This is a genomic window from Bacillus sp. DE0042 (assembly GCF_007680225.1).
Lineage (GTDB): Bacteria > Bacillota > Bacilli > Bacillales > Bacillaceae_G > Bacillus_A > Bacillus_A wiedmannii.
Genome location: NZ_VEJP01000001.1, coordinates 148,151 through 167,182, shown reverse-complemented (window position 1 = coordinate 167,182; position 19,032 = coordinate 148,151). Strand labels below are relative to the sequence as shown.

22 protein-coding genes, 2 pseudogenes and 1 riboswitch are annotated in these 19,032 nt (G+C 33.6%); of the genes and pseudogenes, 21 read left to right on the top strand and 3 right to left on the bottom strand.

All coding sequences use genetic code 11. From position 1 onward, the window contains the following. Nucleotides 1-2: 2 nt before the first annotated feature. The 9 genes and pseudogenes from FS802_RS00890 to FS802_RS00850 form a co-directional block, all read left to right on the top strand. On the top strand, nt 3-1,046 hold the full coding sequence (locus FS802_RS00890; protein WP_098654032.1) for a homoserine dehydrogenase: 1,044 nt from the start codon (nt 3-5) through the stop codon (nt 1,044-1,046). A 160-nt stretch (nt 1,047-1,206) separates the two neighbouring features. Continuing rightward, nucleotides 1,207-2,655 carry a MocR-like pyridoxine biosynthesis transcription factor PdxR gene (gene pdxR / locus FS802_RS00885; RefSeq protein ID WP_144524795.1) on the top strand — a complete coding sequence of 483 codons (1,449 nt, stop codon included), beginning with the start codon at nt 1,207-1,209 and terminating at the stop codon, nt 2,653-2,655. Nucleotides 2,656-2,659: 4 nt separating this feature from the next. Further along, the gene (gene ddlB / locus FS802_RS00880) at nt 2,660-3,574 is read left to right on the top strand and encodes a D-alanine--D-alanine ligase (protein ID WP_098654058.1); all 915 of its coding nucleotides are present in this window, start codon (nt 2,660-2,662) and stop codon (nt 3,572-3,574) included. Nucleotides 3,575-3,646: 72 nt separating this feature from the next. Further along, a riboswitch (TPP riboswitch) is annotated at nt 3,647-3,752 on the top strand. Nucleotides 3,753-3,874: 122 nt separating this feature from the next. Next, on the top strand, nt 3,875-4,564 hold the full coding sequence (gene tenA, locus FS802_RS00875; RefSeq protein ID WP_098654030.1) for a thiaminase II: 690 nt from the start codon (nt 3,875-3,877) through the stop codon (nt 4,562-4,564). Between the two features lie 299 nt (nt 4,565-4,863). Continuing rightward, nucleotides 4,864-5,208 carry a heterocycloanthracin/sonorensin family bacteriocin gene (locus tag FS802_RS00870; RefSeq protein WP_144524794.1) on the top strand — a complete coding sequence of 115 codons (345 nt, stop codon included), beginning with the start codon at nt 4,864-4,866 and terminating at the stop codon, nt 5,206-5,208. Between the two features lie 504 nt (nt 5,209-5,712). Beyond that, nucleotides 5,713-6,045: a DUF898 family protein gene (locus FS802_RS00865; RefSeq protein ID WP_000402399.1), complete on the top strand. Its 333-nt coding sequence runs from the start codon at nt 5,713-5,715 to the stop codon at nt 6,043-6,045. Nucleotides 6,046-6,877: 832 nt separating this feature from the next. After that, a complete protein-coding gene (locus FS802_RS00860) occupies nt 6,878-8,410 on the top strand; it encodes an alpha/beta hydrolase (protein ID WP_144524793.1) in 1,533 nt (510 codons plus the stop codon). Nucleotides 8,411-8,793: 383 nt separating this feature from the next. Then, a pseudogene (locus FS802_RS00855) lies at nt 8,794-9,063 on the top strand (thiaminase II/PqqC family protein); the annotation flags it as partial. Between the two features lie 323 nt (nt 9,064-9,386). Next, nucleotides 9,387-10,043 (top strand): annotated as a pseudogene (locus tag FS802_RS00850) (pPIWI_RE module domain-containing protein); the annotation flags it as partial. 83 nt (nt 10,044-10,126) lie between these two features. Here FS802_RS00850 and FS802_RS00845 read toward each other — a convergent pair. Next, on the bottom strand, nt 10,127-11,236 hold the full coding sequence (locus FS802_RS00845) for a site-specific integrase (RefSeq protein ID WP_144524792.1): 1,110 nt from the start codon (nt 11,234-11,236) through the stop codon (nt 10,127-10,129). A gap of 202 nt (nt 11,237-11,438) precedes the next feature. Here FS802_RS00845 and FS802_RS31385 point away from each other — a divergent pair, with 202 nt between their 5' ends. Both FS802_RS31385 and FS802_RS30875 read left to right on the top strand, forming a co-directional pair. Beyond that, entirely contained in the window at nt 11,439-11,564 is a 126-nt protein-coding gene (locus FS802_RS31385) for a hypothetical protein (protein WP_255258040.1), read from the top strand. A 16-nt stretch (nt 11,565-11,580) separates the two neighbouring features. Further along, nucleotides 11,581-11,739 (top strand): hypothetical protein, encoded by a 159-nt coding sequence (locus FS802_RS30875; protein WP_176505885.1) that lies wholly within the window; start codon nt 11,581-11,583, stop codon nt 11,737-11,739. Between the two features lie 53 nt (nt 11,740-11,792). On the opposite strand, the gene FS802_RS00840 is transcribed toward FS802_RS30875, so the two are convergent. Further along, a complete protein-coding gene (locus FS802_RS00840; protein WP_098116393.1) occupies nt 11,793-12,089 on the bottom strand; it encodes a hypothetical protein in 297 nt (98 codons plus the stop codon). A gap of 808 nt (nt 12,090-12,897) precedes the next feature. Here FS802_RS00840 and FS802_RS00835 point away from each other — a divergent pair. The 3 genes from FS802_RS00835 (at nt 12,898) to FS802_RS31380 (ending at nt 14,516) form a co-directional block, all read left to right on the top strand. Beyond that, nucleotides 12,898-14,049, top strand: coding sequence for an AimR family lysis-lysogeny pheromone receptor (locus tag FS802_RS00835; protein ID WP_144524791.1), 1,152 nt, complete (start codon nt 12,898-12,900; stop codon nt 14,047-14,049). Between the two features lie 37 nt (nt 14,050-14,086). Continuing rightward, nucleotides 14,087-14,233, top strand: a complete 147-nt coding sequence (locus FS802_RS00830; RefSeq protein ID WP_078183772.1) for a complement C1q protein — start codon at nt 14,087-14,089, stop codon at nt 14,231-14,233. A gap of 154 nt (nt 14,234-14,387) precedes the next feature. Continuing rightward, nucleotides 14,388-14,516: a hypothetical protein gene (locus FS802_RS31380; RefSeq protein ID WP_255258039.1), complete on the top strand. Its 129-nt coding sequence runs from the start codon at nt 14,388-14,390 to the stop codon at nt 14,514-14,516. Nucleotides 14,517-14,551: 35 nt separating this feature from the next. Here the strand turns inward: FS802_RS31380 and FS802_RS00825 are convergent, their stop codons facing one another. Further along, nucleotides 14,552-14,905: a helix-turn-helix domain-containing protein gene (locus FS802_RS00825; RefSeq protein WP_078183771.1), complete on the bottom strand. Its 354-nt coding sequence runs from the start codon at nt 14,903-14,905 to the stop codon at nt 14,552-14,554. 241 nt (nt 14,906-15,146) lie between these two features. Between FS802_RS00825 and FS802_RS00820 the strand changes: the two genes are divergently transcribed. The 7 genes from FS802_RS00820 (at nt 15,147) to FS802_RS00795 (ending at nt 18,851) form a co-directional block, all read left to right on the top strand. Further along, nucleotides 15,147-15,338, top strand: a complete 192-nt coding sequence (locus FS802_RS00820; protein ID WP_144524790.1) for a helix-turn-helix domain-containing protein — start codon at nt 15,147-15,149, stop codon at nt 15,336-15,338. Nucleotides 15,339-15,394: 56 nt separating this feature from the next. Further along, nucleotides 15,395-15,670, top strand: a complete 276-nt coding sequence (locus tag FS802_RS00815) for a helix-turn-helix domain-containing protein (protein WP_098116389.1) — start codon at nt 15,395-15,397, stop codon at nt 15,668-15,670. Beyond that, complete coding sequence (locus FS802_RS30870) at nt 15,663-15,818, top strand: hypothetical protein (RefSeq protein WP_176505884.1); 156 nt, start codon at nt 15,663-15,665, stop codon at nt 15,816-15,818. Before FS802_RS00815 ends, FS802_RS30870 begins: the two co-directional genes overlap by 8 nt. Continuing rightward, the gene (locus FS802_RS00810) at nt 15,815-16,135 is read left to right on the top strand and encodes a hypothetical protein (protein ID WP_144524789.1); all 321 of its coding nucleotides are present in this window, start codon (nt 15,815-15,817) and stop codon (nt 16,133-16,135) included. The genes FS802_RS30870 and FS802_RS00810 overlap by 4 nt, the downstream gene beginning before the upstream one ends. Next, entirely contained in the window at nt 16,136-16,327 is a 192-nt protein-coding gene (locus tag FS802_RS00805; RefSeq protein WP_144524788.1) for a YqaI family protein, read from the top strand. A gap of 72 nt (nt 16,328-16,399) precedes the next feature. Beyond that, nucleotides 16,400-17,935: an AAA family ATPase gene (locus FS802_RS00800; protein ID WP_144524787.1), complete on the top strand. Its 1,536-nt coding sequence runs from the start codon at nt 16,400-16,402 to the stop codon at nt 17,933-17,935. After that, nucleotides 17,928-18,851, top strand: a complete 924-nt coding sequence (locus FS802_RS00795; RefSeq protein ID WP_098116385.1) for a RecT family recombinase — start codon at nt 17,928-17,930, stop codon at nt 18,849-18,851. Before FS802_RS00800 ends, FS802_RS00795 begins: the two co-directional genes overlap by 8 nt. Nucleotides 18,852-19,032: the final 181 nt, after the last annotated feature.

Below are 19,032 nucleotides of genomic sequence, written 5' to 3'. Positions count from 1 at the left end.
TTATGAAAGTTCAAGTTGTATTATCAGGATATGGGACAGTAGGAAGAGAGTTTATAAAATTATTAAATGAAAAATATTTATATATAAATGAATCATATGGAATAGATTTAGTGGTAAGCGCTGTATTAGGTAGAAATGTTGCAATACATAATGAGGATGGATTATCTATTCATCACTTATTAACGTACGGTGGCGGTAGCGCTGCAATTGAAGAATACATTGAACATCATCCAGAGGAACGAGCAACAACTAGCATAAGTGGAACTGTATTAGTAGAATCAACAGTTACAAACCTTAAAGATGGAAATCCAGGAAAACAATATATAAAACAAGCGATTGAGAAACATATGGATATTGTCGCAATTTCAAAAGGCGCACTCGTTACAAACTGGAGAGAACTAAATGAAGCAGCAAAAATCGCAAATGTACGAATTCGATATAGTGGTGCAACTGCGGCCGCATTACCGACACTTGATATTGGTCACTTTAGTTTAGCTGGTTGCCATATTGAAAAAATAGAAGGAATATTAAACGGGACAACAAATTATATTCTTACGAAAATGAATGAGGAAGATATTACGTTTGAAGAAGCACTGAAAGAAGCGCAAAGTAAAGGGATTGCTGAAACGAACCCAATATTAGATGTAAGTGGTTCTGATAGTGCGTGTAAATTGTTAATTTTGACAAATAGTTTAATGGGAACAGAAAATACGCTTACTGATATACATATAAAAGGAATCGAACATGTTACAAAACAACAAATTCGAAATGCTAAAGAACAAAATAAATATATTAAATTAATAGCTTCAGCATATAAGGATAAGGACGGTAAAGTGGTTCTTCATGTGGAACCGTACGAAATAGATAAAGATCATCCGCTAGCAAAAGTAAATGGGACAGAAAAAGGAATTACGTTCTTTACAGATACGATGGGGCAAGTTACTACAATTGGTGGTGCTTCCAATCCACGCGGAGCCGCAGCAGCAGCTTTAAAAGATGTAATTAACTTATACCGCAAAGATTTATCCCTTAGTAATAGGCAGTAAAATGCCTGTTACTAAGGGATAATAATCAGTGGGTGATAATCAGCCCCATTGATTAAAGTTCCACTTTATAAGACCGTACCGCCCTTTATAAAAAATACATATGTAGTGGACCTTTTGAGAATGAAATAAATATGCAAAAATGATTGCAGGGGGTAAGGAATTGTTTAAAGATTTTAAAGTTGTGAAAGATCGTCCCGTTTATATTCAATTGAAAGATTATTTGAAAAAGATGATTATGAAAGGTCATTTGCTCGGGGATCAAAAAATCCCTTCAACTAGGGAACTAAGTGAATTACTAAGTGTGAGCAGAAATACTGTACTCGCTGCTTATGCGGATTTAGAGCAAGAAGGACTCATTTATGCAGTTAAAGGTAAAGGGAATTTTGTAGCGAAGGTTGATATATCGAACACTTCTTCTGTTGAAATAGATTGGAAAAATAAACTTAATACCGTTACCTTATTAGCGGATGAATTAGATTTAATGAAACATGGTGTTCGCTGGGAAAAAGGAATGATTGTTTTTAATAGCATTGCTCCGGACGAAAAGCTATTTGATGTGGAAAATTTCAAAAGAGCTTTTCTTACTCGTATGTCCATTGAAGGGGATGTCGTATTAAACTACGGATACGCAAAAGGTTATAGACCGTTAATGGATTATCTACTTCATTATATGGAAATGAAAGGTGTAGATATTTCGAACAAAGATATTTTAATTACAAATGGATTTACAGAAGGATTAGACATCGTGCTATCCTCGTTATCAAAGAAATCAGGGCGGGTTATTTGTGAGAATCCAACTCACCATGCTGCATTGAAGCTTTTCCGTTTACATGGACTTGAAGTTTACGGAATTAATATGAATGAAGATGGCATCGATACGAACGAAGTAGAAAAAAGTTTGCGTGAAAAAGAGTTTGATTTCGCATATTTAATTCCTTCCTATCATAATCCAACCGGTATTGTTACGAGTTCGGAGAAAAGAACGGAACTGATGAGATTATTCTCAAAATATAAGGTTCCTATTATAGAAGATGGATTTAATGAAGAGCTACGTTATTCAGGTTCACATTTAGCACCATTATTAACTTTTGCTGGCGCTGGTAATAATGTAATTTATATTAGTAGCTTTTCAAAGGTACTTTTCCCTGGCTTACGTGTAGGCTGGATCATCGCAGATAAAGAGCTGATTCATCATTTAGAAAGTGTAAAAAGAGCAAGAACGATTCACACATCTACGTTAGATCAAGCTGTTCTATTTCAATATTTACATGAAGGATATTTTGAAAAATATTTAAAAAAGGCAAGATCAGTTTATAAGAAAAAATATGAGTTAGCTGTTGGGGCGTGTAACGAGTACATTCCGTTTCAAAGAATGACCGGTGATGGTGGACTTCATTTATTTATAGAGTTAGAAGAAAAAATTCATGCCCGCACACTTTTACAAAAGTGTTATGAGCAAGGGGTTACATTTTCTCCTGGAGATGTTTTTTATTCTGATGGAGGAGGAGCGACTACTTTTCGATTAGGATTTTCACGTCTGAAAGAAGAAGAAATAGTTCGTGGAATCAAAATAATCGGTGATACAATAAAAAATGAAATTTGGAGTTGAGGAAATGAGAATTGGCGTTATTATGGGTGGAGTATCCTCTGAAAAACAAGTATCAATTATGACTGGAAATGAAATGATTGCAAATTTAGATAAAAATAAATATGAAATCGTACCAATTACGTTAAATGAAAAAATAGATTTAATCGAAAAAGCGAAAGACATTGATTTTGCGCTGCTCGCATTACACGGAAAATACGGAGAAGATGGGACGGTTCAAGGCACGCTTGAAAGTTTAGGTATTCCTTATAGCGGGAGCAATATGTTATCTAGCGGTATGTGTATGGACAAAAATATTTCGAAAAAGATTTTACGCTATGAAGGTATAGAAACACCCGATTGGATTGAACTTACAAAAATGGCGGATCTAAATCTTGATGAATTAGATAAGTTAGGATTTCCGTTAGTGGTAAAACCAAACTCTGGTGGATCAAGTGTTGGGGTAAAGATTGTATATGATAAAGATGAATTAATTTCAATGCTGGAAACTGTGTTTGAATGGGATTCTGAAGTAGTAATAGAGAAGTATATAAAAGGTGATGAGATTACATGTTCAATTTTTGATGGAAAACAGTTACCTATTATTTCAATCCGACATGCAGCTGAGTTCTTTGATTACAATGCAAAATATGATGATGTTAGTACAATTGAAGAAGTTATCGAGCTTCCAGCTGAATTGAAGGAACGTGTAAACAAAGCGTCACTGGCTTGTTATAAAGCATTGAAATGCAGCGTTTATGCAAGGGTGGATATGATGGTAAAGGACGGAATTCCATATGTAATGGAGGTTAATACATTACCAGGGATGACACAAGCAAGTTTACTACCGAAAAGTGCAGATGCAGCTGGTATTCATTATAGTAAACTATTAGATATGATTATTGACACTTCATTAAAAGTAAGAAAAGAAGAAGGGTTTTAAGTAGCAGTATCATGAATGTTTTTGACAGTAACATGAAGTATGTTATGATGAATACAATACGAAAATTAAATATTTATCCACTAGGGGGGCCTATTATAGGCTGAGATCAAACGAGAATTTGAGACTCTTAGTACCTGATCTGGTTAATACTAGCGTAGGGAAGTGGGAAGACATTACTATTTTATGAATAAATACTGTCACTTTCACTTTCTTTACGTTTGTAAAGAAAGTTTTTTTATTTTACAGATTTAATAACTGTGGGTAAATACTTAAATTTTATACTTTATTGGAGGGATTTAAATGAAATTTTCACAATCATTACGTCAAGAAGTAGATTCAATTTGGGAAGCAAGTTTTCATCACCCTTTTGTAAAGCAACTTGGTGAAGGAACGTTAGATTTAGCTAGTTTTCGCTATTATGTGCTTCAAGATTCATATTATTTGAGTCACTTTGCTAGAGTACAAACTTTAGGAGCTGCAAAAGCACTGGAATTAGAAACAACAGCTCGTATGGCACACCATGCTCAAAATACATACGAGGCGGAATTATCTTTACATGAGAACTTTGCGAAGAGACTAGGGATAACACAAGAAGAAAAAGATAATTTTATCCCTGCTCCAACTGCATACGCTTATACTTCACATATGTATCGTGCTGCGTATGAAGGACATTTAGGCGATATCATTGCAGCAATTTTACCTTGCTATTGGTTGTATTATGAAATTGGTGAGCGTTTAAAAGAGTATCAGCCAGAAGAGCCAATTTATAACGAATGGATTTCTGCTTATGGATCTGATTGGTTCCGTACGCTAGTTGAAGAGCAAATTACAAAATTAGATACTATCGCTGAAAACGTAACAGAGTCTGACCGTAAGCGAATGAAACAGCATTTCATTATTAGCAGTCAATATGAATATTCATTTTGGGAAATGGCTTATACTTTAGAAAAGTGGCCAGTGAATACAGAAGTAGAAGATGTCATTGGATAATGAGTAGGGGTATTGCTATACATAGGTATGGATAATACCTATGTATATGATTTCATAAAAGAAGTATCGCAAAAAGACGCATCAATCTAAGTGCGTCTTTTTTCAATTTATAAAAATGAGCCTATGGAAAAATAACCTAAAAATAGGTATATGAACAAGGTGCATTATCTAGTGATAGGTCATATTTTGTAGGGGTACGTATTGAACTTAGTTTATAGCGCTATTTCTACTTAGATTTAACGAACAGAAATATAGGAAAGCATTGAAAAGGTTGAAGTTTATAAACGGAGGTCATGAAAATGAATAAGTTTCAACAAGAACTACAAGCGTTAAGCCTTAATGATTACCAATCTGGAAATATTGTGTATTGGGACCAGCAAAACCAATATCCATATTACTATATTGAAGATGATGCTCGTCGCTGTGGCGGTTGTGGTCGTTGTGGTGGTTGTGGCGGTTGTGGCGGTTGTGGCGGTCGCTGTGGTGGATTTCGTTGTGGTGGATTCCGTTGTATTGGTTGCTTCGGTTGTTTTGGTTGTGGCGGTTGTGGTGGCTGTGGTAGTTGTGGTAGTTGTTCTAATTGTTTTAGTGGTTTTAATGGTACTACTGATACAACTGGTACTATTGTAACATATGAATATTGATTAGAGAAAAAAGGAATCCATTTGTGAAGTATTATACAATTTTTATAAAAAAATTTAATCAAAACACATGTAGCATCCTTTAATTTAAAGAAACAATTTATCCCACCTTTTTATAAACATTGTGACTTTATTTGAAATCAACAATCGAATGTCTTTTTTATGTTCTATACCATTTATGCGATCTTTGACTTTCGTAAGTAAATTTATTGCACCAGAACCAAAAAGAAGGGCTTCTATCAGCCCTTCTTTCTTTTTTCATATTTCTCATATAATTAAACTTAATCATAAAAAAATCTTACCACTTTATAAATTTTTACAACTATGTAACTATTTTTATTAAATGCACCGCTCTAGTATACAAAATTAAGAACTTGAGATAAGGCGCTTTGTTTCTGTAAGATGTTTTTGTTTTACTTTATATTACGATTTATAGACCTGAAACCATTTTATTGTGATATAATTTGTTTTTGTCATTATGAATGTATATATGTTAGGAGTTTTTTTATGGAAATCGGTTCTGAATTAAAAAATGGTCGCCACTCATTTTTTGATGGTGGATTATTCAGCTTTATTGGTTGGAGTATCCTTGGTGTACTTATTACAGTTTTTACCCTTGGTATTTGTTACCCTTGGGCTTTATGTATGGTTTATGGTTGGAAAATAAATCATACAGTAGTTAACGGGCACCGTATGAAATTCAATGGTTCTGCTGTAGGCTTGTTTGGTAATTGGATAAAATGGTTGCTCTTATCAATTATCACTCTAGGAATCTACTCATTCTGGGTTTTCATTAAACTTGAAGACTGGAAAGTAAAAAATACTACATTTATCAATTAAAAAACATTAGCTTTATAATACCAGTCTATAACGACTGGTATTTTTATTTATGGTATGAAAAACGAAAATATAGATAAATAGCCCATGCTCATTCAGTTAACAAATATGAATACCTCCAGAACAAAAATTCCATACATTTTGAAAGAAACCTTTTTATTTTTCGCTCTGAAGAATATCCGTTTCTTAAGTTAATGGTTTTGAAGTCATCCTTAAATGAAAATTTTCTGTCTCTACATTTAGTTATTTTGAGACTTTTCTTTTTCTTAAACTGTTGGATATGAGTACCTTCTAGTATAAATTTACCATTTAAAAAAGTGATTCTAACAACATTAGGATTGTATCATATAGCACAATGTAATTTGTGTTACATAGCAAGAAAAATAATCAAAATTTAAAGCCTGAAAAAGAAGCACCAAAGCAAATTACATTGGTGTTTCTTTTTTTGCGCTTTCGGGCACAGTGGTTCCTGCAGCACTATTATAAAAGCAATTTCGGATGTAAGGAATTTGTAAGTAATAGGTAAGGAAAAAGAGATTTTCATTGTATATGATAAAAATATAAAGTGGCGCGAAGGGGGAAAAGGGTACGACTTATATATGAAAAACAAACCAGTAACAAGAGTGTTTTAAAGAAAATAAGTAATTTCTAGAGTTAACATACATGTGGAAAAGAGAGCGAAGGCATTTTATATTGAAGTTTGTTTATAATAGTTTTTTAACCTGTTAGGGGGGATCGTAAAGTAGATTATTAATCGCCTTGAAAATATCTATGACCTTATAGTACTAGGCATGCTGTATTAAAAATTTTAATTTTGAAGGGAGAATTAATATATATGAGTACGAAAAAAAGAATGGGTAGTAAGTTATTACTTATCAGTGCAATTTGTGCGATAACTATTCCTTCGGTTTCATATGCGGAGGAAGTAATGTCACCTAAAAATTTTGAGGATTATTCAAACTTGTTTGAGGGACGGAATAAGGACGTATTGAAAAGAAGTTTATATCCAAATGCATATAATAATCCGTTTAGTCACCAAATTAAATCGACATTAAAGGAAACAAACACAAATATAAAAAAAATAGACAATATTGAAGAGGGAAATCCCGTTATATCTACTGCTTTTTCATTTGTCTGTTCTATGCATACTGAAGATTATAAATCTGCATTTGATTTAACTTCTCGATCATTACAGAAAATAATATCTGAAAAATGGTTGAAGAACTATTGGGAAGAACTTCCTACGCAATTACAAAAAGGTTCTTTTATAGAAATTGGAGAAGTTACACAAAAAGAGACAAATTCTGTTCATACAAATGTAGAGATTAACTTAGTTTTTGAACAAATTACTGTACCTTTACTAATAAAACTAGATCCATCTGGAAAAATAGATGATTTTCAACTCAGTATGCCGTTTAGTCCTGTTGCAGATCGGCCATCATATAGTAATCCTAAATCATTTGTTGATAAAGAAGTAGTAGTTGGAAGTGGTGCATTTCCATTACCAGGAACATTATCTGTTCCAAAGGGAAAGGGTCCTTTTCCAGCGGTTATTCTTGTTCATGGAGCTGGAGCAGCCGATCAGGATTCAGCAACGTATGCTTTAAAACCATTTCGTGATTTAGCTGAAGGTCTTGCCTCGAAAGGAATTGCTGTTCTTCGCTATAATAAACGAACCTATGAACATAGATTGAAAACAGAACTTAGTCCTTTTTATACAGTTGATAAAGAGACAACAGATGATGCACTTCTTGTGACTCATTTTCTTCAAAATGAACCTATGATAGATAAGAATCAAATTTATATTCTTGGTCATAGTCAAGGTGGAATGATGATTCCGAGGATAATTGAAAAAAATCAAAATCAAAATATTGCTGGGGCAATTGTGATGGGAGGAGCGGGCAAGGCATTCACAGACAATGTTTTAGATCAACTGGAGTATCGTCTTTCTATTGGAGAAATGAAACCAGAAGAATATAAATTTTACAAATCGCAGTTTGAATTATTAAAGGATCCTAATTTCTCTAGTCAGAATCCGCCAAAGGGTTTTTCTTTAGGACCACCAGTATATTGGGATTCTATCCGTAAAATTAAAGCAGCAGAAATGTCAAAAAAACAAAAAACACCGCTTCTTATTCTTCAAGGAGAAAGAGACTATCAAGTTCTATCAAAAATTGAAATTCCTTATTGGAAAGAACAATTAAAAGAGAGAGATAACATTGATTATCGACTATATCCAAAGTTAAATCACTTCTTTACAGAAGGAGATGGAGAATTAAGTAAACCGGATGAATATTATAGTCCCGCTAATATCCCTGAGTATGTTATAAATGATATTGCTACTTGGGTGCAAGGAAGATCGAACTGAAATTAGCAGCCATATTTTTAAATAGCTATTTTCAGTTCTTAAGGTAGAAATAATAATATATTATGATGTGAATAACTATAACGAACGGAGTAAAGTTTCTTATTCAAATACTTTAGATTCTCAAACCTTGGGGCATGATCTATGCCTAGCGTCTTAATATTTTGAAGTATATACAAATACTCTAAACGAAAAAACGGTATTCTTTCTATCTATGATGTAGAAGGACTATCGTTTAATAATCGCTTATATGTCATCTTCAATAATAGCCACTATCATTTAGAACACACTAATACCAAATAATCATAAAAACATTCTTAATATCAAGAGTTTAACCAATCAGATATTTTTTTACTATTGAGTCGAAACCGGGGCATGATATTGATTTCTACTCAATTTATGAATGTTTAAAAGAGCGTCAGCCAGAAGAGCCAATTTATAAAGAATGGATTTCTGCATCGGGTTGGTTCCGTACTTTAGTTGAAGAGCAAATTACACGATTAGATGCAATAGCTGAAAAAGTAACAGAGGCAGACCGAAATCGAATGAAACAGCATTTTATTATTAGCAGCCAATATGAATATTCATTTTGGGAAATGGCTTATACTTTAGAAAAGTGGCCAGTGAATACAGATGTAAAAGAAGTAATTGGATAAAAAAGGTATTGTTGAACATAGGAATGAACAATACCTTTTTTATCGTTATTTTTGTAAAGTTATTGTAAATTGCAAATACAATATACTATTTATATTGTATAATTCGAATGTATTGTATTTAATATTAGTAGGTGGTGATGTATATGTTGTGTTTTATAAAATATAGAAGATAAACAATTATTATTTTTATTTATAATGTATTATTTATATAAATGAATAACTATTAAATTATAAAGAACCGGGTTTTAATTGATTAGATTATGTAACGGTTTCTTCTAGTTTTTTGATGATCAAAGCAAATGAAGAAAGGAAGTATTCATTACATGGAAAAACTACGGTTATTAACATTTGAGAATATAGTAGAACCTCTTTTAAATGAAAGTGTATCATTTATATATTTTCCTATTGAATGGCTCGATATTGTAGAGATACATTATAAGACATTTTTATTAACGAGTAAGTTGAAACGATTGAATGAAAGGTTATATGATATGTTTTCTGATATATTATTTATTCAGCATAATCCATATGTATTAAATGAAAATACACCATGGATTGTATGTAAAGAACCTATTAGAAAAGAACAACTTGATTATATTTTCCAAAGTTGGTATGAAATTATTCATGATTGGAAACCTAATAAATTAATAGAACCACCAAAATATGAATGGCATTACGATTTAATTTCTAATGTAACAGTATTACATGATAATGAAATATATTCTAAGTGGGTGCCAGCATTAATTTCACATATTTTTTGTGAACGTCCTTTACAATTAGAAAACATACACGAAGAAGATATATATTTTTCTCCTCTAAGATCACAAAATATTTGTGAGGCTATGTCAGAGCCTATTAAAGACGAAAAAACACAAGATTATTTCGCTTATGTATATCGGTTCGAATATATAACGCGCGGAGGCGAGAATATTCCATTATTAAATGTTTCAATAGGAATTCGAAGATTTTATCAAGAATATAAGATGTTAAGTCAAACGAACCTTGATATAACAGCGTTTGTTTGACTTATTTTTATAAAATGCAAACATTTTGCAAACATAAGTTATCCAAAGATACTTTTACCGAAGTTTTTAACAGCTTCTTCTTGCATATTCGGTAAAACATGCGAATACACACTTAATGTCATTGAAATGTCTGTATGACCTAATCGCTCACTGATAATTTTAGGGTTAACCCCTTGTTTCAATAGTATAGTAGCGTGTGTATGTCTTAAATCATGGAATTTAATTTCTTTTATACCGGCTTTATGTGTCTCTCTAATGAAACATTTTCTGAAATGTGCTCTTTTTATAATTTTTCCAAACTCATTACAATTAATTAAATCTTGATCTTGATAAGCAGAACCAAACCTTAATTTCTCTTTATTAATTAAAATCTTATGTCTTTTTAAGGATTCTATAGTTTCTTTAGGTACAGGAATAGTACGCTTTGATGAATTTGTTTTTGCTGTTTTTTTGATTTTATTGTCATGGCCAGATGTTTGGTTTATCGTAACGGTGTGTTTTTCAAAATCAACGTCCTGCCATCGTAAGCCTAGAACTTCTCCCATACGCATACCTGTAGTTATTGCAAGTAGATACCCAATGTGATATCGTGATTCTTGTGAATGCAAAAGAAACTTTTTTACTTCTTCCTCTGTCCAAGTCTGGATAGAGGTTCTTTCTTTTTTCGGTATCTCTGCAAAAGCAGCTGGATTTCGAGAAATAATATTTTGTTTTACAGCTAGATTTAAAGCGCTCTTTAATATTCTATGCATAAGCAGAATAGAATTGTTTGCAATACCTTTATCTATCGCAGTTTTATAGCATTTTTGAATGTGCATAACATTTAATTTATGGAGTGCAACCATTCCTATACTAGGTATAACATGTTGGTTGATAAATGCCCTATAGCCGACAAAGGTACTCCTTTCTATACTCATACTTTTAATTTCTAACCAATGATTTAGATATTCCTTTAACGTAACTTTAGACGGTTCTATAAAAGTTCCTTCATTTAATTCTGTAATCTTCTTCGCAACATCAGCCTGTGCTTCTTTTTTTGTCTTATACCCAGAAAACCACTTCTGTCTTCTTTTTCCTGTCTCTGGATCAGGTCCAATGTCGACCACAATACAATATTTATTTCCTCTTTTTCGAATATGTCCTTTCACTTAAAACACTCCTTCATTTTGTTTTGAATCATGGTGTATAAGTCTAGTTGTAATTTTGCTGCTATGAAAATTACATAGTTGGACATATCAGCGATGGATACATTTTACCATATATGAACAAATACAGTTATAGGATATGATTGTCAGTCGATGTTAAATAATAGTAGAATATTAGTAGATTCAGATAAAAGGAGGAGAGAACATGGGAGAATGCACAAAGGACCCTGGTGGTCACAGAGTAACTGATCCAGGCGGTGGTGGCTGGAGACATAATGAAGAACCAGGTACAGGATGGAAAGAAATTTTCGGCCCAGGAACGGGTGTATAAGAAAGGGGATAACAAAATGAATTGCTACATAAAGGACCCTGGAGGATGGAAAGTAATTTCTGATCCAGGTGGCACAGGTGGAAGTCCGCTATCTTATGGTCCAGGCGGTGGAATGGGTATGTCTGATCCTGGTGTAGGTGGAGGATATATGAAAGACCCAGGAACGGGAATATAAAGAGTGAAAAAAGCACAGTGCTTAATGCTACTGTGCTTTTGATTTACAGAAATTTATTTTTCAATTTTTTTAAGTAACCAATCTTGAACTTCGTCTTTCAAATCAATACCTACAGTTATAACTCCTAAGACAACTCCCTTACCTATAATGTTAAGGTCTACGCTCATAGATGGCTTTATAGTGCTGATAGAATATGTAACGGTATCAATGTGGCGAACAGGAATACGAACCATATTGATTAGGCCCTTGCTCTGTAAATAACCGCTTTCTGTAATTTCAATTACATTGTCTTTCCAAGAAAAACTATTATCTGTAATAGTTTTTGGATTTTTTGTACCAAAAAGCCCCATACTATTTCCTCCGAATATCTCTATGCATTTTTTGATTTCTTTCAGAGCATACCAAATTTAAGTAAAGTTGTATATTGTAATTTATTAAAAAAATATGATTTTAGTGGGAATTATTTTGAAATAATCATTAAATAGATTGATATTGTGGTGTACTTTCAAATTGAAGTTGTGCTATCACTTCTTCGATTTGATAGGGATATAGAACTTACATTACTTATTAAGTGTCGGATCAAAATGTAATTCACACACTCATTTATATTTTGATTTTCCGCTTCGGGTGGTAATTTGTTTAGCTAATAATATAGCTGATAGTTCGGTTCGCTTTTTAATACCAGAGAAATTTTAGTAATTAGCTGTTTTCTATTGGTAAAAAACTTTCACATGTAGTGTAAGAAGATTAACTCATAGATTTTTTACAAATTGTAAATGGAAAATAATTGACGCTTACCGCCAGAGTATAGGCCACAATTAATATACTTGCTAATAGTTTTGGGGCATAGACTTTTCGAAAAAACTTTCTCAACATGAATTGACTGTAAGTGGAATGAAGATTCCGAATCTTGTGATAAACTGATTTTAAGAAATCAAACGGAACGAAAAAGACCCATAGCGTGTGTAATTGTGATGGGAACACGTTTACACCGTTTAACCCTAATATAAGTAGGGAAAACATTTGCCATGAGCCTTTCGGTTACGAGTTTACGTAACGTATACGGCTAGTATAACACAGCTTTTGGATGTAATTCATCATTAAGGTGCGTTTTCATGATAGGGAAGTGTGTCTTGTTCCAATAGAGGGGGACAAAACATGTGGAAAACTCTAGGTCAAATTGAAAAAGAATTATGTGTAGCTGGTATAAGAAAAAACAAACTAGCAGATCATTGGGGTGTTAAGCCAAGTACTGTTACAAAAGTATTTAAAGGTAACACAGATATTAGTTTTGGTTTTCTTTCTAAAACAATCATCCTATTAAATAAAGGCATACAGGTACAAGGGAATATGTTAAAGAATTATATCGATGTCACAAACCCGAAATCAGAGAATTTACGTGAAGCGATGGAGGACTTAGCTTTAAGAGGTAAGTTCAACCTTTTGATAGAAGTAATAAATAGTGAATTAAACTCTAAGGTGTCTGAAAATAAAGAATTCGCTGAAGTATATCAGATTATTTATAACCGATATACAGGTGAATTGAATGCCAAACAGTACCATAAAGCGTTGCATATAGAAAGTAAATCAGTGAAAACAATGGAGATGGAAGTGTTAACTGAAATTTTATTATGTCAAGCGCAATATCAAACAGGTAACTATACTGCTTTAAGCGAGCGGCTGAAGTCACTTGAAACAAAGATTGATAAAATTAGTAATAAATATCTTCGAGAGTGTTTCAAATTACGTTACAGAGAAGCAATTGCTGTTACTTCATTGCAAGGGGGAGAAGTAGTTGAAGCCAGAAGCGTTTGTATTAAATTAATAGATGATCTTGAGTGGGATAACTTTTTTTCTTTTCCAAAAGTAAATGCGTACTTAAAGCTAGGTGAATCGTACGTTTTCTCAGAAGGTGAATATGAGAACTCAAAATATTACCTAGAGAAAACTTTACAAGTGATTGGTGATAGAAAGGTTGAAGGTATAGAGAAGAAGAGAGAAATGGTGCAACATACATTATCGTTTTTAAAGATTCATCACGACAAAGAAATTAGCGATTCAGATGTTGTACATCCAAGTGAGATGGCATATTTAATGATTAAACAAGGTAATACAACAGGAGCAAGGGAAATGTTAAATCAAATAAAAATTTCTACTGGTGAATTAACAGACATACAGACCGCTTATTTAGCTTTAACATATGAGGGAGCTAAAAGGGAAGAGTTAATGAAGCAATCTCTTCTAATGTGTCAAAAGTCGGGGAATATATTTTATTCGAATTTACCGAAAATTCACTTGGGTTTAATTTGAATATTTGGTACAATTAACATTGGAAAGAGGTGAAAAGATGAAAAAATTAATTACAATTATTCCTGCACTATTATTAGCAGCTACACTAGTTGTTAACACTGATTCCGTGAAAGAAAAGCCTAGTACAAATGACTCAAAACCAGTAGTTCAGCAAATGATGGTTGATCCTGGTGGCGGTTGGTAAGATACGCAATTAAGGTTTACATATATATTTAAAATGACATCGTCTTAATTGACGATGTCATTTGTAGTTTTAGGGGAGATTTCCTTTTTAGGTTTACGAACAAAAAAGAAATTTATGTAAAAAAATTACAAAAATGATAAGGGGATAAGAGAAGATGAAGAGTAAAGATGGGAAAGTTAATCTGATTAAAGAAGCTCTATTACTACTACAAGAGGAAAATGATCCAAAAGAGACATTACTATCTATTTGTTTAAGTGAACCTAAAAGAGAAAAAGCAATGTAAAAAAAACTATCTAATCTTTGGATAGTCTTTTTTCGTTAAATATTCCCTTTTGCTTTTTCGTAATTCACAAACATTTCTAGTTGTTCTAATGCCTTTTTTCGTTGTTCTTCAGGTAGATCATTTATGATTTGAAGTATTTCTTGGGCTTCTGCTGTAAGTTGTAGATCTTGGTCTGCTGTTAAATCTGGCGAATCAGATAATCCTAATAGATAATCAGTAGTAACTTTTAAATGATTAGCTATTTTTTGAAGTGTACGTGTACCTGGTGATTTTTTTCCTTCGACGTAGTTATAAACAGAAACATGACTAACACCAATTGCATCAGCTAATTGTTGTTGGGTAATCCCTCTTTTTTCAATTAACAACTTTAACCTATCATGACTAAACATAATTAAAACACCTCAAGTTTATTTTATCTATTTTATTATGAAGTTATTTCTTCTTTATCACTGTTATAGTGTGACACACGGCACTATACTTCACTACACTATGCTACACTGTCATTATATATTAACTATCAGTTAAGTGGAAAGATAAAATTTTTGAAAAAATTTTTAAAAAATAATTGAACTTAACTTTAGGTTAAGTTATTATGTAATTAACAACAAAAACGGAAGAGAGGAGTTGCATATGAAAACTCTAAAACAGCTACGTGTAGAACAAGGATATACATGTAAGGAAGTAGCTGAAGCTATTGGTATTACAGAAGTTTACTATTGGTACATAGAAAATGGCAAACGCCGTCCTTATTATGACTTAATTGTAAAAATTGCTGATTTCTTAAAAGTGAAACTAGATGCAATTAAAATTTTTTGTCCGTAGCTTAACTAATGGTTAAGTTAAAGTTGGTTAAGTTAAATAGAGAGGAGCAAAACAAAATGGGATTAGATCAAATCATAAAAGAGTCAATCCGAGAAGTTGTTCGTGAAGAAATTCAAGCAGCATTAGCTTCATTCCAACTGCAAGCACAACCAAACAAAGTAATGAGAGTGAAAGAAGCGGCAGCTTACCTTAATATCGCAGTTTGCAGAATGTATGAGTTGGCAAATCATCCGCAGTTTCCGGTAATCCGAGAAGGACGCAAATTACTCTTCTTACAAAAAGATTTGGAAGCATGGCTAGAAGCCCAAAAGGAGGAACCAAACGTTGGTTGAAAGTACATTCAGCCTTTTGGTTACAGCAATAATTATCGTGTCATTCGTGGGTGGTGTAGCGCTATTTGATACATTTGAAAAACTTATCAACGAGAACGAGCAGCTCAAGCAAGAAAATCAGCAATTAAGGAAGGTGAAAAGAATATGAGAATTACAGCACTTGTTCTACAACAGGACATTCAAAAGAAACAAACGTTAGATTCATTTTTAAAACATTGCGAACAGAAGCAAATTGAAGCATTAAGAACACATGATGAAAAGTTATTGCGTGAGTGGGTAAAGGAAGCGCGCCTTGCAAGAAGGGAACTTGCAGCACTGTATCGAGCAAAAGAAAAGCACGATGTAGAACGTGAAAGAGATCGTAAAAACATTCTAAAGGTGATTAAGCGGTTAAGAAGTCAGGGAATTAATGCGGATTTGGTAGAAAGAGCGCATTATATAACTCTTTGCGAGGAGGTGATTTAGATGCTAGAAAACCAAATGGCAATGCACAACGGTTACGACAAAGCAGATCCGCAAGAACAAATGATAGACCATCCAATTGAGGATGCATTAGGTAATGAAATTCTACCAGGTGACGAAGTGGTTTTAAAGGACAACATCATGGACTACATGATTACGCAGCTTGGATTTGAGAAGAAAACCGCAGGGGAATAAAAAAGAACCCACGGCAATGGGTTCCCTTAAACAAATTTAATTAACAATATTTTATCACAAGGGGGATATAAAATGCACGTTCAGTTTAAATCTTTGTCTATTTTAAATTTCAAGAATCATTCGAATTTACAAATTTTATTTGGTGATATTACTTCCATTGCAGGTAGAAACGGTGCAGGTAAATCAACAATCGCTGAAACAATCACTTGGGTGTTATTCGGTACAGATCCATTTGGAACAAAACTTGATCCGAAGCCAATCGGCGATTCAGATGCAGAAACAGTAGTTGAGCTGTTAATCGATGTAGACGGGAAAGACATCTTAATCGGTCGCAAACAAAAGAAAACAGCCAAGTACTTTATCAATGAGGTACCAAAGAAAGCAAAAGAGTTCGAATCGTGGGTGGAAGCGTTAATTGATAAACAAGCATTCTTATCACTATTCAATCCCAACTATTTCAGTACACAACATTGGCAAACGCAGCGCGAACAGCTTCTCACATATGTAAGTGAACCGTTAAAAGCGGAAGTATTTGCTGCATTACCTAAATTGCAGGTGGAATTACTTGAACAGAAATTGAAAAAACATCCGCTGGAAGACTTACAGAAAGTGCATACAGAACGAAAAAGAATACATGAAAAATCATATGAACGTGCAAACGAGCGCGTTATTACCTTACAAGAACAACTGGATAAACAAAAAGAAGAACAGCCAGAAACGGATAAAGAAGTCGTTAAACAAAAGCTAGCGGAATTACAGGCGGAACGTTCCGCAATCGATGAAAAAGTTCGCACATCACAGAAACAACAATCTGCATATACACAAATGCAATATCAAATTGAAGGTGTTAAGCAAGAAATTGAAAAGCAAAAAGAAGTGGTTTTTGCAATCAAAGCGGAACAGGTGCAAGAGTCTTGCCACACATGCGGTCAAGCGTTACAAGGTGAAGCGCTAGATAAGGTAAAGCAAAATCGAATTGACCGTTTTGAACAAGCGAAACAACTCGGGAAAAGTATGGTAGCCAAACATAAAGAATTGGCGGAACAGTTCAAACAATTATCGCCAGTTGAAGTGGATGTAACGCAAACGAGCGAGTTAGATAGTCAAATCTTCTCATTAAACGCGACATTGAAACAAGTTCATAGCTTAGAGATTTTACAAAAAGAAATTGATGAAGCAACGGCAACGAAAGAACAAATTCGAAAAGAAAAAAATGAGTCCATTGTATTGCTGGATGCAATCAAAGATTTCCGTACAAAACGAAGTGAGTTAATGGTGAAAAAGATTCAAGCGTTATTTAAAACAATCGATGTACAACTGTACGAAACGCTGAAAAATGGCGAGGAACGTGCGACATTCGAAATCTTGATGGATGGCAAACCGTATAGCCGATTAAGTACAGCTGAAAAAATCAAAGCAGGTTTGGAAGTAATTGAAGTGTTAAGCAAGCAATCAGAGCTAATCGTTCCAACGTTCATTGATAACGCAGAGAGTATTTTACACTTTGAAAAACCAGTTGGCCAACTGATTGTGGCACAGGTTCAAGATACAGAATTTACAGTTCAAGCAAAAACAATTGAAAACAAGGAGGAAGTAATCAATGGCTAAAAATCAAGTAGCGGTTTCAAATACACAAGCGGTGGTAGGAAGTTTTACACAAAACGAACTGGATACAATCAAGGGAACCATCGCACTCGGAACATCAGATGAACAATTTGCGTTATTTGTTCAAACTTGTGTTAACTCAGGCTTAAATCCTTTCTTAAACCATATTTATTGCATCGTTTACAACACTAAAAACGGTCCGAAAATGAGTATTCAAATAGCAGTTGAGGGAGTGCTTGCTCTTGCAAGAAAAACAGATGGGTATAAAGGGGTAGACGCGCAACTTGTACATGAAAATGATGATTTTAAATATAACGCAACAACTAAAGAAATTATTCATTCTGTCGGTTTTCCGAGAGGTCGAGTAATTGGTGGGTATTCAGTAGCAAAGCGTGAAGGATTTGAAGATGTTGTAGTGCTAATGGAATCGAGTGAAGTTGAGCATATGACTAAAGGGCGCAATGCAGACATGTGGAAAGATTGGTTCAACGATATGTTCAAAAAGCATTTGTTAAAACGATCGGCTAAACTGCAGTACGGAATTGAAATTGGCGAAGACGAACCAGTTGCAAGTAAACCCGTTGAAGAGACGCCTTCTTATCAGCCGGGTGCTCGAGTAGATATTACACCAAACCAGCTGCAAGTTGAAGAAGGGGAAGTTATTGATCCGGATGAGGAAATCAAAAATCAGTGGTCTTCTATTAATGAAAAACTGCAGGGGTATGACATGACGAAAGATGATTTAAAAGCAATTATTAAAGAAAAATTCAACATGAAACCAAACGATTTATCGCTACAACAAATTACAGCCCTTTCTAAATTTATTGATTTAGAACATGCAAATCGTCAGAAAGAAGTAGTAATTGTTTCAGAGCAAAAAGAGCAGGAAGAATTCAACTTCGAAAATGAAGTGCTTTAATCCATGCAAAACGTTCCGTACAAAGTGCTTCTCCCCAGAGCATTCTGGAGAGAAGCAAAATCTAAAGATGAAATAAAAGAGCGGATAAAACAGTATTTTAGGACTTCTTATCCAGAATGTCAGATTAAAAAAGTCATTAAGAAGAACGGGTCTTACATTGCGATTTGTGAGAGGAAGTGAG